The sequence below is a fragment of the Parafrankia irregularis genome, assembly GCF_001536285.1.
GTDB lineage: Bacteria > Actinomycetota > Actinomycetes > Frankiales > Frankiaceae > Parafrankia > Parafrankia irregularis.
Window position 1 is genome coordinate 76445 of sequence record NZ_FAOZ01000018.1, and the last position, 13669, is coordinate 90113.

The 13669-nt window shown below is 69.0% G+C and carries 11 protein-coding genes; 3 read left to right on the top strand and 8 right to left on the bottom strand.

The window, feature by feature from the left end; all coding sequences use genetic code 11:
* Positions 1-3 precede the first annotated feature (3 nt).
* Together AWX74_RS23935 and AWX74_RS23940 are read right to left on the bottom strand one after the other, a co-directional pair.
* Positions 4-1248 carry a hypothetical protein gene (locus tag AWX74_RS23935; protein WP_207550404.1) on the bottom strand — a complete coding sequence of 415 codons (1245 nt, stop codon included), beginning with the start codon at positions 1246-1248 and terminating at the stop codon, positions 4-6.
* Between the two features lie 220 nt (positions 1249-1468).
* On the bottom strand, positions 1469-2656 hold the full coding sequence (locus tag AWX74_RS23940) for a hypothetical protein (protein ID WP_091281194.1): 1188 nt from the start codon (positions 2654-2656) through the stop codon (positions 1469-1471).
* Between the two features lie 207 nt (positions 2657-2863).
* Here AWX74_RS23940 and AWX74_RS42610 point away from each other — a divergent pair, with 207 nt between their 5' ends.
* Both AWX74_RS42610 and rsgA read left to right on the top strand, forming a co-directional pair.
* Positions 2864-3349, top strand: a complete 486-nt coding sequence (locus AWX74_RS42610; protein WP_091281197.1) for a helix-turn-helix domain-containing protein — start codon at positions 2864-2866, stop codon at positions 3347-3349.
* Positions 3350-3784: 435 nt separating this feature from the next.
* Positions 3785-5065 carry a ribosome small subunit-dependent GTPase A gene (gene rsgA, locus AWX74_RS23950; RefSeq protein WP_226930950.1) on the top strand — a complete coding sequence of 427 codons (1281 nt, stop codon included), beginning with the start codon at positions 3785-3787 and terminating at the stop codon, positions 5063-5065.
* A gap of 109 nt (positions 5066-5174) precedes the next feature.
* Here the strand turns inward: rsgA and prcA are convergent, their stop codons facing one another.
* The 5 genes from prcA to arc form a co-directional block, all read right to left on the bottom strand.
* Complete coding sequence (gene prcA, locus AWX74_RS23955) at positions 5175-5903, bottom strand: proteasome subunit alpha (RefSeq protein WP_054566129.1); 729 nt, start codon at positions 5901-5903, stop codon at positions 5175-5177.
* A gap of 1 nt (position 5904) precedes the next feature.
* The gene (gene prcB / locus AWX74_RS23960; RefSeq protein WP_193209700.1) at positions 5905-6726 is read right to left on the bottom strand and encodes a proteasome subunit beta; all 822 of its coding nucleotides are present in this window, start codon (positions 6724-6726) and stop codon (positions 5905-5907) included.
* Positions 6727-7094: 368 nt separating this feature from the next.
* Complete coding sequence (locus tag AWX74_RS23965) at positions 7095-7313, bottom strand: ubiquitin-like protein Pup (RefSeq protein WP_054566127.1); 219 nt, start codon at positions 7311-7313, stop codon at positions 7095-7097.
* A gap of 221 nt (positions 7314-7534) precedes the next feature.
* Positions 7535-9034: a depupylase/deamidase Dop gene (gene dop, locus AWX74_RS23970; RefSeq protein ID WP_054566568.1), complete on the bottom strand. Its 1500-nt coding sequence runs from the start codon at positions 9032-9034 to the stop codon at positions 7535-7537.
* 891 nt (positions 9035-9925) lie between these two features.
* Entirely contained in the window at positions 9926-11731 is a 1806-nt protein-coding gene (gene arc, locus AWX74_RS23975) for a proteasome ATPase (protein ID WP_006539392.1), read from the bottom strand.
* A 120-nt stretch (positions 11732-11851) separates the two neighbouring features.
* Here arc and AWX74_RS23980 point away from each other — a divergent pair, with 120 nt between their 5' ends.
* Positions 11852-12220 (top strand): ferredoxin, encoded by a 369-nt coding sequence (locus AWX74_RS23980; protein ID WP_054566126.1) that lies wholly within the window; start codon positions 11852-11854, stop codon positions 12218-12220.
* 171 nt (positions 12221-12391) lie between these two features.
* Here the strand turns inward: AWX74_RS23980 and AWX74_RS23985 are convergent, their stop codons facing one another.
* On the bottom strand, positions 12392-13513 hold the full coding sequence (locus AWX74_RS23985) for a tRNA (adenine-N1)-methyltransferase (protein ID WP_242666380.1): 1122 nt from the start codon (positions 13511-13513) through the stop codon (positions 12392-12394).
* Positions 13514-13669 lie beyond the last annotated feature (156 nt).

Genomic DNA, 13669 nt, shown 5'->3' on the forward strand with positions numbered 1-13669 from the left:
CGTCTACCTCCTGGCCAGCTCTCGGTAGAAGTTGGTGGTGATCAGTTGAGGTGAGGCAAGTCGGCGGTCGACAGCGAAACGGGCGGCGCCGATCAGGAAGCGTTCCGGCACAACACCTGGATCGTCTCCGGTCGCGAGACGCCTGGCCGCCTCCTCGATCATCTGCTGTTCCTTGGCCTCGAACCGCAGGACCTGGGCAAGTGACCGGTTGCCGAGCGAAGGAAACGCCGTGTAGCACATCGCGTCCACAACCACCCGGTGCGCGTCGGGAAAGGTCGCCCGAAGCGGGCCGGGAAGCGACCTCGCGGCCGCGGCCGGATAGACCCGGCTCCAGATTCTCCGGAACAGGTCGGCGTCCGCGGTCAGCCCCATCCGGCGCAGCAGCTCAATACTCAGGTAGACCCGCAGATACGGCACCGGATGCGGGCCCCGCGGGTTGTAATGGGTCACGAACTGCGGGCTTCTGCCGATCACGTCGAACAGGGACGAGACCACCGCCGGCCCGCCAAGCAGCAGGCCGGCAAGGTCGGCGAAGGTCTCCCGGTTCCATCGGACCCACACCGCCGCGACCGGAGCCGGTATGCCCTCAGCGCGCAGCCGATGGCCCACCAGCGCCGGAACGGCCCGCGCGAGTCCCAGGTCGTTCTGCAGATTGTGGGACACCTCGTGCAGGATCGCGCCGAGCGTCCACGGGTTCACCAGTCGGTGATAAGGAAGCTGGATGAGCGGGAAGGGGTTGAGATGACGTCCGAGTCGGCGCAGCGGGACCCCTCTCCGGAAGGTCGCCGGAGAGAATCCCGTCCGCATATAGGAGAAGGCCGCGGGAGCGGGAATCGATCGGGCCCGACCGAGACCGAGGTAGGCGTACTGGTAGCAGTCGAGAGCGATCCGGTCACAGCCCAGCAGCCACGTCCCGAACCGTGACTGACGCTGGCCGAAGAGCTCGAAGTAGAAATCCCAGATCTGCTCCGCCCGCCGCGCGGCGTCATGCGCCGCCTCCTTCTGCCGCACGACTCGCCGCAGGTGGTCCCGCGACGGCACGTTCGTCGCCGCCAGGACCATCCGGTCCAGTTCTCGTGCCCGCAGCCGCAACTGCCCGCGCAGCAGATCGACCAGTTCGTTGGCGGCAGCGACCTGCCCTTCGGTCGGCGCCTCCGGCCCGGTGCCGAACTCGGCGCGAGTGAACGGGCGCAGCGCCGCCACATGCCGGCCCGCGTTGTCGGACTGAACCCGGACCCACGTGAGCAACTCTCTGGGCACCGGGCCGATGCCGGGGCGGGGCGCCGGGGAGCGGCGTGCGCCGGCGCGTCGTGCCGCTGGAGTTCCTCGTGTCCCCGGCAAGGTCGGGGCACGGGTTGTCATGTACCCACCGCCTTCTGGAATCGTCGCCTCGCCCGCCAGTGCTGCCGCACCCGGGTATGGCTGCCAGTCGCGCAGGCAGTCCAACCACGGGTGGCCAAGTCCCGGTTCAGATGCGCCGGGGCACCCCGCGGGCACCCGCGGTCGCCCGAGGGATGACCCGGCCACCGCTGAGCGGGACGACCCGGGCAGGAACCAGCCGGCCGCTGGGCGTGCGGGCAACCACTACTCCTGGCGGTGGCCGCCGCACACCGCTCGGCGGGCGACGGAGACCGGCGCCCGCCGCCCTGGTCGCCGCAACCGGACGCGCCACCGTGCGGGTGGCCCGCACGTTGCGAGCGGCGACGTTGGAGATGACCCGCGGATTGGCGAGAACACGACGTGTCTGCTGCGCCATCACCTGACCGGCGATCCGGCGGTTCACCGGGAGGCCAGCGCTGGCCCGCCGGCTCAGTGTTCTGGCGGTGCCGCCCACGATGTGGGGGACAGTGCGGATTACCTGCCGGGTGTCACGCCGCCGGTGGAGGATGCGGGTCAGCGCTGCCATGCCGTGCACAAGATGGGGCAGGAGTTCGAGAAGCGCACGGCGGTCACGAGCTGTCAGCACCTGTATAGTCGCCGCGCCCACGTACGCCTCGGCCTCGGCCTGCGTGTGCGCACGGGTCGCGGCCGCCGCCATCATCTCCGCGACTGCCCGGCTCCTCGCCGGTGTGGCCTCCAGCTCTCCTTCCAGCTCGCCCTCGCTCTCCGCCTCGCTGAGTGCCTGCGCGAGCCGACGGGCCACCAGACCACCGGCGGGTCCGGCGACCGCGGTGCCGACGATCTGAGCCGCATGGGGGGCGAGCCTGCGGGCTATGGGAGCGACTCTGCGCAACGCCCGCCGGATGAACTCCTCGCTCTCGAACTCGCCTTCCCACTCACCCTCGTACTCGTACTCGCCCTCGAGTTCCCACTCGCTCTCGAACTCGCCTTCCCACTCACCCTCGAGCTCGTACTCGCCCTCGAGTTCCCACTCGCTCTCGAACTCGCCTTCCCACTCACCCTCGAGCTCGTACTCGCCCTCGAGTTCCCACTCGCTCTCGAACTCGCCTTCCCACTCACCCTCGAGCTCGTACTCGCCCTCGAGTTCCCACTCGCTCTCGAACTCGCCGGACGCGCCGCCGAGCGTTCCTCTCGCCCCGCGGAAGCGAGACGAAAGGATCGCCTCCTCCTCCGCCTCCAGCTCGCTCTCCCCCTCACCCTCGCCTTCCAGTTCGAGCTCCGCCTCGTACTCGAGCTGCCGCTCACGCGTGCTCATGCAACCTCCCTCGGCTGGTGAAGCAGTCCTGTTGTAGCCCCAGCCGACGGTCGGCGCGTAGTCACTCGAAAGCAGGAAACTCGCTTGTGGTCCCTTTTCGATGGTCGCACGTTCGAGTGATTGCGCGAACGTCGATATCAATTTATTATTGGGCATTTGCACCGACACGCCGCCAGAGGGCGGGGTGACGAAGGGGGCGGTGATCAAATGCCCGGATCGCCTTTCGGCGACCGCACCACGAACCAGGTTCCTCACCAACGAAGTCGCACACCTGTCGAGACGGCACTCCGGCGGCTCCTCGCCGCAGTCGACGAGTCCGGGTGCACGGACCAGAGCACCCTGTTGCTCGACATCACCATCGAAGGCCGCCGCTACCTGCTTACCCGCACACCCAGGAGTCCATTTCCAGAAAACGCGGAGATACTCAGCCCCCGCGAGCAGGAAATCGCGCAGATGGTAGCCAGGGGTTACACAAACAAAGAGATAGCACGCACGTTACAAATCAGCACCTGGACAGTCTCCACTCACCTGCGCAGAACATTCGCCAAGCTGTCCGTCTCGACCCGCGCCGCTATGGTGGCCCAGCTTTTCGACACGTCCCCCGCGCCGGCGCCGACCACCAGGCCCATGGGGACGGTGGTCCTCGGGTCGTCAGCCCCGGGCTTCACACCCGACAGTTTCCGGCAGCCCTGACGCGAGAACACGGCCGCGCCGGCCGACACCGCTGGACGGCGTGGCAGGTACGCCCGGTCTGAGCGGACCACGTGCCGGCGAGCCCGCGGGGTGTTCTCCCCGCGGGCGGGGCACACGGGACCGCAGGCGGCGCGAAAACCGGTGGGCGCCGCGGCGCCGGCAAGGTAATGTCCCGACCCGCGAGCGAGCACGACCAGAATCACGGCGCCTGACCGGCCCGGGCTGGTCAGGTCGCTGGCGGCACGTGATCGAGCAGGTGAGAACACGGGAGAGGGTGGCCATGGCCGCGCGGATTTTGACCACTTCAGATGAGTCGTTCCGTCCTGTCCGCAAGGCCTCTGTCTGAGCCCCGCCACGACCAGCCAGCCAGCCCGGCCGGGTGGTCTCGAGTTCGCCTGGCGGGCTCAGGGAGGCCTCATCCCGAAGGTCTCCACCTTGTCTTCTCGTATTCCGTCATCCTCGCAGAATCCGCCGTTTCCCCGGGATCCCTCCCTACCGCCAACCCTCGCCCCCCGGTCACCCTCCTCCGTCGGCCTCCCGGCGGGCTCGCCAACCGCGGGCCCACCACCCGCAGCCCCGGGCACGCCGCGACCTCTCCTGAGCCGCTACGGCTGGACCGAGGAGGACGAAACCGCGTTCGCGGCCCGTCGCCAGGCGGGTCAGTCACCGGCCCGGGTCGTCCGGCGCGACCGGAGCAGATGCAGCCTGATCAGTGAGCACGGGCCGTGCGAGGCCGAGATCGGCCGGGACGTCGCGGTCGATCCGCTCCTGTCCGCGTGCACCGGCGACTGGGTTGCCCTGGGCGCACCCGACCCGCGGCGACCGGCGACGAATGACCCGGCCAGCACCACAGTGATCCTCGAGGTACTTCCCCGACACAGCGTGCTGGTCCGCGCCACCGTCAGCGGGCGCTCCACCGGCCAGGCTCTCGCCGCGAACATCGATCTGGTGCTGGTCGTCGCGGCGCTCACCGAGCCACCACGAATGGCCCGGCTGGAACGGCTGCTCGCACTGGCCTGGGAGAGTGGTGCCAGACCACTGATCGTCCTGACGAAGGCCGACCTGGCTGCCGCCGGAACGGCCGCCCACGCGGCATGGCTGCCTGCTGCGGCGGCAGCAGCACCCGGCGTCGACGTCCTCACCGTGAGCGCCACGGCCGGACTCGGCATGGACGAACTGCGCGGCGAGCTGGCCGGGCCCGGCCCAGCCGGTCGCTCCGCCGTGCTCGTCGGACCTTCCGGCGTGGGGAAGTCCACCCTCGTCAACGCCCTCGTCGGCACGGACCTGCTCGCCGTCGGGCCCGTACGGGCCAGTGACCGGAAGGGCCGGCACACCACCGTCCGCCGGGAGCTGATCGCCCTGCCCGCCGGCGGAGTGCTGATCGATACTCCCGGCATCCGCGGTGTCGGGCTCTGGGGGGCCGGTGATGGCATCGACTCGACCTTCGCCGAGATCACCGAGCTTGCGTCCGGCTGCCGGTTCACCGACTGCGAGCACAGCTCCGAACCCGGATGCGCGGTGCTCGCCGCGGTCGAAGACGGCTCCCTGCCCAGTCGAAGGCTGGCGAGCTACCGAAAGCTCCAGCGGGAAAGCACCTGGATCCAGGCCCGTCACGACGCCCGGCTCGCCGCCGAGGAACGGGCGCGGTGGAAGAGCACCCACAAGGAGATGCGTCGGCTGTACGCCGACCGTGAACGTCAGGGCCGGTATCGATGAGCCGGACCTGACGGTGCAGCAGCCGAGCCCCCGGGGCGGCAGGGCTGGCTGAGCCACCGCGCCGTCCCGGGGCTGGCCCCGGGACGGCGCGGTGAGACAACCGCCCGTGTCAGGACGAGGAGGGTGCGGACTCCGCCAGGAGGCTTTCGAGCTGGCTGCCGGCGATCCGCTTGAACAGTCGCCGGCTGCGGGTGCGGTCGAGCATCGCGACCTCGAGGTTGGCGGCCGTCAGGGTGCGCTCGCCGTTCTGTGCCGTTCCCGGAGGGGCACCGGCAGTCAGCGCGGACACGGCGACCCTCAGCGCAGTGGCGAGCGGCTGGCCCTCGGTGTGGTGCTCGCGCAGCGAGGTCATCACCTGCTCGGACTGCCCACCGATCGCGATGAAGCCACGCTCGTCCGCGATCGAGCCGTCGTAGGTCAGCCGGTAGATCTGGTCCGCCGCGGCGGTCTCCCCCACCTCGGCGACGACGATCTCGACCTCGTAGGGCTTGATGCTCTCGGTGAAGATCGCGCCCAGCGTCTGCGCGTAGGCGTTCGCGAGTGCCCGGCTGGTGACGTCGCGGCGGTCGTACATGTAGCCCCGCGTGTCCATGATCCGGATACCCGCGGTGCGGAGGTTCTCGAACTCGTTGTACTTGCCGACCGCGGCGAAACCGATGCGGTCGTAGATCTCGCTGATCTTGTGCAGGGTCGAGGACGGGTTCTCCGCGACGAAGAGGATCCCGTCCACATAGGTCAGGACGACCACGCTCCGGCCGCGGGCGATGCCCTTGCGCGCGTACTCGGACTTGTCCCGGACCTGCTGTTCGGGACTCGCGTAACCGAACGGCATGGTCACGTCAGCCTCCTGGGTTCTGCGCGCGGGCGTCGATGAGCGACTCGACCACCGGGCCGACCTCGTCATCGGTGAGGCGGCGGTAGCCGTCGGCGGTCACCGAGGCGACGATCGGGTACAGCTTGCGGATCAGGTCGGGCCCACCGGTCGCCGAGTCGTCGTCGGCGGCGTCGTAGAGAGCCTCGATGCTGATGCGGACCGCGTCGTCGGCGCTGAGGTCCGGGCGGAAGCGCTTCTTGAGCGAGCCGCGGGCGAAGACCGAACCCGACCCGATCGACTCGTAGGTGCGCTCCTCGGACTTCGCCGCGGCGACGTCGTAGGAGAAGATCCGCCCCTGGCCGGTCTCGGTGTCGAAGCCGGCGAACAGCGGGATGACCGCGAGGCCCTGCATCGCCATGGGAAGGTTGCCCTTGACCATGAACGCGAGCCGGTTCGCCTTCGCGTCCAGGCTCAGCGTGGAGCCCTCGATCTTCTCGTAGTGCTCCAGCTCCACCTGGAACAGGCGGATCAGCTCGGCGCCCACGCCGGCGGTGCCGGCATACCCCACGCAGGAGAACTCGTCCGCGTGGTGAACCTTCTCGACATCCCGCTGGGCGATCATGTGCCCCTGTGTGGCACGGCGGTCGCCGGCCATGATCACACCACCGGGAAAGGTCACGGCCACGATGGTGGTGCCGTGAGCCGCGTCGGTCACCGGAGCGGGCAACGGGCCGCGGGCGCCCGGAAGCAGTTCCGGCGCCGCAACGGACAGGAAATCGGTGAACGACGACGTTCCCGGCGTCATGAACACAGCCGGTAGACGCCCGACTCCCGATGGATCAGGCACGCATCCCCCTTCAGATAGTCGATCATTCCCCCCGGCAGCGTCGGATGGCCCCCTGGCCCAGCCCGCCGCCGGTGACGCACAACATGCCACGTGAGGTCGCGTGACGGGCGGCCGCAGTGGCAGTGGCCCCGCTCCGTCCCACCAGGGCCACACCGCGACCGGGCACTCGACCCGGCCCGATCCGACCCTCCATCGGGACCAACCGGACAGTGGGCCAACGCAGGGCGGGAGCAGCACCAGGGCAGGAGCAGCACCGGCCAGAGCAACTCAGGTCAGAGCAGCTCAGGTCAGAGCGCCGCAGCCCTCCGCGGGCCGGTCAGCCGGGCACGGCGAGTGCCCGACCTGACCGCCCGCGGGGACGACAGACCCTACTGGCCGCCCTTCTGGACGTATCCCTTCACGAACTCCTCGGCGTTCTCCTCAAGAACGTCGTCGATTTCGTCGAGCAGGGAGTCGACGTCCTCGGAGAGCTTCTCGTGCCTTTCCTTGAGGTCCGAGGCAGCGGATTCCTCGACCTGGGCCTCGCCACTCTCGTCGGTGCGGCGGCTGGTGTGCTGCTGCCCGCCACCGCTGTCCCTCTGGGCCATGGGAGCCTCCTTCGATCGCCTGGGGCGACACTATCCCGCTCCACCGACAACTTCCGATGGACCGGTGCGTGCTCCACTCCATCACGAACCTGCGACGACGTCGCCTCGTCCGCCGAGGGCGCAAAAACTCCGACCACCCATGGCACCGTCCGCCATCCCCGGATGAACCGCCGCCTCGCGGTGCGGGCCTGCGGAGACACGCCCACCAGAACGATTGGGTGTCAGTTCCCCGACAGAGCGTCCACCAGGTCGGAAGCGGTACGGCAACGGTCGAGCAACGCGCCCACATGGGCCTTGGTGCCGCGCAGCGGTTCCAGGGTCGGCACACGCTGCAGCGATTCCCGGCCGATGTCGAAGATGACCGAATCCCAGGACGCGGCAGCCACCTGCTGCGGGTACTGCGCCAGGCAGCGGCCGCGGAAGAACGCCCTGGTGTCCTCGGGAGGCTCCGTCATCGCGCTGGTGACCTCATCCTCGCCGAGCAGCAGGTTGAAGCGCCCACGCTCCACCAGGCGGTTGTAGAGGCCCTTCTCCGGCCGGACGTCGTGGTACTGCAGGTCGACGAGCTGCAGCCGGGGCGAGTCCCAGCCGAGCGTGTCGCGCGAGCGGTAGCCCTCCAGGATCGACAGCTTCGCCACCCAGTCCAGCTCCCGTGAGCAGGACATCGGGTCGACCTCCAGGCGAGCGAGCACCGACTCCCAGCGCGAGAGCACATCGGCCGTCTGGGCGTCGACGTCCGCCCCCTGCCGGTCCTCGACGAACTTGCGGGCCTGCTCGAAGTACTCCATCTGCAGCTGGACCGCGGTCATCCGCCGCCCGTCGCGCAGCGTCAGCAGGTGCCGCAGCGACGGGTCGTGGGAGATGGCCCGCAGGGTCGCGACCGGCGCGTCCACCGACAGGTCGACCTCCAGCCAGCCCTCCTCGATCATGGCGAGCACCAGCGAGGTCGTACCCACCTTGAGGTAGGTGGAGATCTCGCTCATGTTGGCGTCACCGATGATCACATGCAGGCGCCGGTACTTCTCGGGGTCGGCGTGCGGCTCGTCGCGCGTGTTGATGATGGGGCGCTTGAGCGTGGTCTCCAGGCCGACCTCGACCTCGAAGAAGTCCGCGCGCTGGCTGATCTGGAAGCCCGCCTCGCGCCCGTCCGCGCCGATCCCCACCCGGCCCGCGCCACAGACGACCTGCCGGGAGACGAAGAACGGGGTCAGATGCCGCACGATCTCACCGAAGGGGGTGGACCGGGCCATCAGGTAGTTCTCGTGGCAGCCGTACGAGACACCCTTGTTGTCGGTGTTGTTCTTGTACAGGTGGACCGGCATCGTGCCGGGAACCGCGAGGGCACGGCGGGCCGCCTCGGCCATCACCCGCTCGCCGGCCTTGTCCCACAGGACGATGTCGCGTGGGTTCGTCACCTCGGGCGTCGAGAACTCCGGGTGGGCGTGGTCGACGTACAGCCGGGCGCCGTTCGTCAGGATGACGTTCGCCAACCCGAGGTCATCCTCGTTCGCGGGTGCGCTCGGATCGACCGCGGGCTCCCTGGGCAGCTCGAAGCCGCGGGCGTCGCGCAGCGGGGACTCCTCCTCGAAGTCCCACCTGGCACGACTGCCCCCGGTCGCGGCTCTGTTGGCGTACGAGTTCACCACCAACGACGAGGCCAGCATCTGGTTTGTGTTGGGTTGACCGGGCACGGACACGCCGTATTCGGTCTCGATCCCCATGATCCGGCGCACGCTCACCATGCAAGCGTAGGTGCTGAGGAGCCACCTGGGCGGCCGGACGGCGCCCTTGGTCGTTCCGAACCGTCCGCCCGGAAGGTCCCCGGCCACGGAAATGTGGTCTTTGCGGGTTCCGGAACGAAGAACAGCAGCATGAATTTTCATGATCGTTTCCGGTTGCGGTCGCACGTCAACACCGTTGACTATCTTGAATTCGCGAGGGCGCCGGACCCGACAGACCGTCACAGCGGGACAACAAGCGCTCGTCACGGCACAGACGCCGGCCGCACGAATCGTCAGCCGGCTCCGGGAGCATGTAGGCAGAGCCCCGAGCTTCGGGCCGCCATTGCCGCCACCACCCCCGAGCAAGGGTCGCCAGGCCGCTGCGCTGGCCTCCACGGATGCAGGGAGAACCGGCCCGGGTCGCCTGCCGAGAGCAAGACCTGAGGATTCTGGTCACTGGGATGACCGCGATCCTCAGATCTTCCGAACCGCGACGTCGGACTACCGTTGCCGCCGAGCAAGACCTGAGGATCGGGGTCGTCAGAACGACCAGGATCCTCAGATCTTCCGGAGCGCGGCTACGAGCGGGGGCGTCCGCTCTTCCGAGCCGACCGACCCGCGACTCACGCCAGATCTTCGGGTCAGAAGTGAGGATCTTGGCTGCTGCAGCAACCGAAATCCGCGCTTCTTGCGGACCATCAAGCGACTCGATGCCCCGCTTGCCCCATTGGCGCGAACTGCTGGTGTGGCGGCACGGGATGTCCAGTGCGCCGCCACGCAGGCGGGTTGCACCAAAGCGGCGGCGGCCGCCTCGCCTTGCGAGACGGCCGCCGCGCGTGCCCTACCGGTGCGGACCCGCCACCGGCCCCCGCACCCACCTGCTCATCCGACCTACAGGTACTGGCCGGTGTTCGCCACGGTGTCGATGGAGCGCCCGGCCTCGGTGCCCTTCGTCCCGGTGACGAGCGTGCGGATGTAGACGATCCGCTCGCCCTTCTTGCCGGAGATCCGGGCCCAGTCGTCCGGGTTCGTGGTGTTGGGCAGGTCCTCGTTCTCCTTGAACTCGTCCAGGCACGCCGACAGCAGGTGCTGCATGCGCAGGCCCCGGACGTTGCTCTCGATGAGGTCCTTCACCGCCATCTTCTTCGCCCGAGCGACGATGTTCTCGATCATGGCACCCGAGTTGAAGTCCTTGAAGTACAGGACCTCCTTGTCACCGTTGGCGTAGGTGACCTCGAGGAACCGGTTCTCCTCGCTCTCGGCGTACATCCGCTCGACGACCCGCTGGATCATGCCCTGGCAGGTCGCCTCGCGATTGCCTCCGTGCTCGGCGAGATCGTCGGCGTGCAGCGGGAGCTCGGGCAGGACGTACTTGGCGAAGATGTCCTTGGCCGCCTCGGCGTCGGGGCGCTCCACCTTGATCTTCACGTCCAGCCGGCCCGGCCGCAGGATCGCCGGGTCGATCATGTCCTCCCGGTTGGACGCGCCGATCACGATCACGTTCTCCAGCTGCTCGACGCCGTCGATCTCGCTGAGCAGCTGCGGAACGATCGTGTTCTCCACGTCCGAGGAGACACCCGAGCCACGGGTCCGGAAGATCGAGTCCATCTCGTCGAAGAACACGATCACCGGCATGCCCTCGGACGCCTTCTCACGCGCCCGCTGGAACACCAGCCGGATCTGCCGCTCGGTCTCACCGACGTACTTGTTGAGCAGCTCCGGACCCTTGATGTTGAGGAAGAAGGCCCGGCCGGAACCCTGGCCTGTCTGTGCCTCGACCTTCTTGGCCAGGGAGTTCGCCACCGCCTTGGCGATCAGCGTCTTGCCGCAGCCGGGCGGGCCGTAGAGCAGCACACCCTTCGGCGGCTTGAGCTGATGCTCCAGGAACAGGTCCTTGTAGAGGAACGGCAGCTCGACGGCGTCGCGGATCGACTCGATCTGACCCTTGAGCCCACCGATCTGCTCGTACCCGATGTCGGGCACCTCTTCCAGGACGAGCTCCTCGACCTCGGACTTCGGGATCCGCTCGAAGGCGAATCCCGACCGGGGCTCGATGAGGAGCGAGTCGCCCGCTCGGATCGGCCCGTCCAGGAGGGGCTGGGCCAGCATGACGACCCGTTCCTCGTCGGTATGGCCGATCACCAGAGCCCGGTCACCGCTCTCGAGGACCTCCTTGAGCAGGACGATCTCGCCCTGCCGCTCGAACGCGCGGATCTCCACGACGTTGAGCGCCTCGTTGAGCATGACCTCCTGACCGGGCTGCAGGAGTTTCACGTCGACGTTCGGCGACACCGTCACGCGGAGCTTTCGGCCCTGCGTGAACACGTCGACCGTGCCGTCGTCGTATCCATGGACGAAGACGCCGTACCCGCTCGGCGGTTGCGCGAGCCGGTCGACCTCCTCCTTCAGCGAGATGATCTGGTCACGTGCCTCCCGAAGGGTCGCGACAAGCCTGTCGTTCTGCCCGGTGGCGGTCTGTAGCTCCGCCTGTATCTGGGCAAGCCGCTCCTCCAGGACACGTACCTGTCGAGGCGATTCAGACAGCCTTCGCCGCAGCATGGCCACTTCTTCCTCCAGGAAGGTGACCTGAGTCGTGAGTTCGTGTACTTCCTTCTCGGACACCGACCGTTGCGAATCGGCGTCACCAGGACGACCCGTGCTCCCACCGGAGCCAGAGCCCGAACGGGGACCGGACACCGCGCCTCCACCTCCCCCGTGCCGACCGGGACGCAACCAACACTACCGTTGTCACAGCCGCTGGCAGGCCTGTCGCACGAGTACGACGCGGCTTTGCCGTAAACAGCGGGTTACGGTGCCATGGTGACAGAAGATCGGAGCTCTGTGGCAACACCAGTGAACCCGGGCGATTCGCCCGACCTCTCGCCCGACCTCCGGGTCCGCATCGACCAGGACTCCTGCACCGGCGACGGTCTGTGCGTCCAGTATGCACCCTCCGTGTTCGAGTTCGACATCGACGGCCTCGCCTACGTGAAGAACGCCGACGGCGAGCTGCAGAGCGAGCCCGGCACCCACGTGGTCGTGCCGCTGCCGCTGCTCACCGAGGTCCGTGACGCCGCCGAGCAGTGCCCTGGCTTCTGCATCTACCTCGAACACGCGGACGGCACCCTGGAGGCCGGCGGCCCACAGGAGGAGCCGGCGGAGCAGGCCCGTGCGGACGCCGGATGACAGCGCTTACCCCCGCAGACCTCTCCGCCCACCCCGCCGCCTAAACCGGCGGCCACGGCACCCGAGCAGCACCGGCCGCATCCCCCGCCCACCTGGCCTCTCCGGCGGGTCTGAACGAATCGGGTCATCCGGCTGCACGCCCATGGCACGGATCACGCCCATGGCTCGGATCTACGCCTGCGACTGCGTCCCGTCCGGCTGGCCCGCCTCGTCCGAATGGTCCGCCTGGCCCACCTCGTCCGGCTGATCCAGCCCGACCGCCCGATCCGGCTCGCCCGAGGGCACCGCCAGCCCGGGAGGCACCGCGGCGCCCGTGGGGCCCGGGAGGCTCGAAGGATCCACCAGGCTCGAGGGGTCCGCCAGACCTGACGGGTTGCCCTGGTCCAGCTGCCCGGCCGGGTAGGAGCCCTTGGCGGGCCGGCGACGCCGTGGCGGGGCGGTGACGCCGTCCGCCAGCTTCCGGGCCGTCACCAGGAAACCGGTGTGGCCGACCATGCGGTGGCCCGGCCGCACCGCCAGCCCCTCGACGTGCCAGTCGCGCATCATCGTCTCCCAGGCCGCCGGCTCGGCGAAGCCACCGTGCTCCCGCAGCGTCTCGACCGTGCGGGAGAGCTGGGTGGTCGTCGCGACGTAGGCGCACAGCACCCCGCCGGGGATGAGCGCGGCGGCCGCGACACCCACGACCTCCCAGGGGGCGAGCATGTCCAGAATCACCCTGTCCATACCCTTTTCGGACGTCTCGCCCAGATCGCCGACGTGCAGCGTGTGCGCTGGATGTGGTCCGCCGAAGAACGCCTCCACGTTCTTGCGTGCCACCTCCGCGAAGTCGGCCCGGCGCTCGTAGGAGACCAGACGACCCGCGTCGCCCACCGCGCGCAACAGGGCGCACGACAGCGCCCCCGACCCGGCACCCGCCTCGAGGACCCGCGCCCCCGGGAACACGTCCGCGTACATGACGATCGCCGCCGCGTCCTTCGGGTACACGACGGTCGCGCCGCGCGGCATCGACAGGACGAAGTCGGCCAGCAGCGGCCGCAGCGCGAGGTAGTCGGTTCCACCGGTGCTGTGCACCACGATGCCCTCCGGCTGCCCGAGGAGGTCGTCGTGCGGGATCGCGCCGCGATGGGTGTGGAACTGCTTGCCGGGCTCCAGCACGACCGTGTGCCGCCGGCCCTTCGGGTCGGTGAGCTGGACACGGTCGCCCTTGGTGAAGACCCCGCGGCGATGCGCGGCACCGGTCGGGGCTCGACCGGCCGCGATCTCTCCCAGGTCGGGCGGGATCTCCCCGCTCACGGGCAGGAGCTCGACCGGCTCCTGTGCCGTGCCTGGGCGATGCGTCGGCTCGTTCTCACGGTGCTCGCTCGCCGCCGGCTCCGGATGGGCGCCGGACGCGACCGCGTGCGGCGGGGTCGGGTCAGTACTGATCTCGATGTCCTCTCGGCGCGTGCC

Coding starts and splice junctions, on each gene's coding strand:
- AWX74_RS23940 (WP_091281194.1), bottom strand. CDS start 2,656: ATGAGCACGCGTGAGCGGCAGCTCGAGTACGAGGCGGAGCTCGAACTG.
- AWX74_RS23980 (WP_054566126.1), top strand. CDS start 11,852: ATGGTGACAGAAGATCGGAGCTCTGTGGCAACACCAGTGAACCCGGGC.
- dop (WP_054566568.1), bottom strand. CDS start 9,034: ATGGGGATCGAGACCGAATACGGCGTGTCCGTGCCCGGTCAACCCAAC.
- AWX74_RS23965 (WP_054566127.1), bottom strand. CDS start 7,313: ATGGCCCAGAGGGACAGCGGTGGCGGGCAGCAGCACACCAGCCGCCGC.
- AWX74_RS42610 (WP_091281197.1), top strand. CDS start 2,864: ATGCCCGGATCGCCTTTCGGCGACCGCACCACGAACCAGGTTCCTCAC.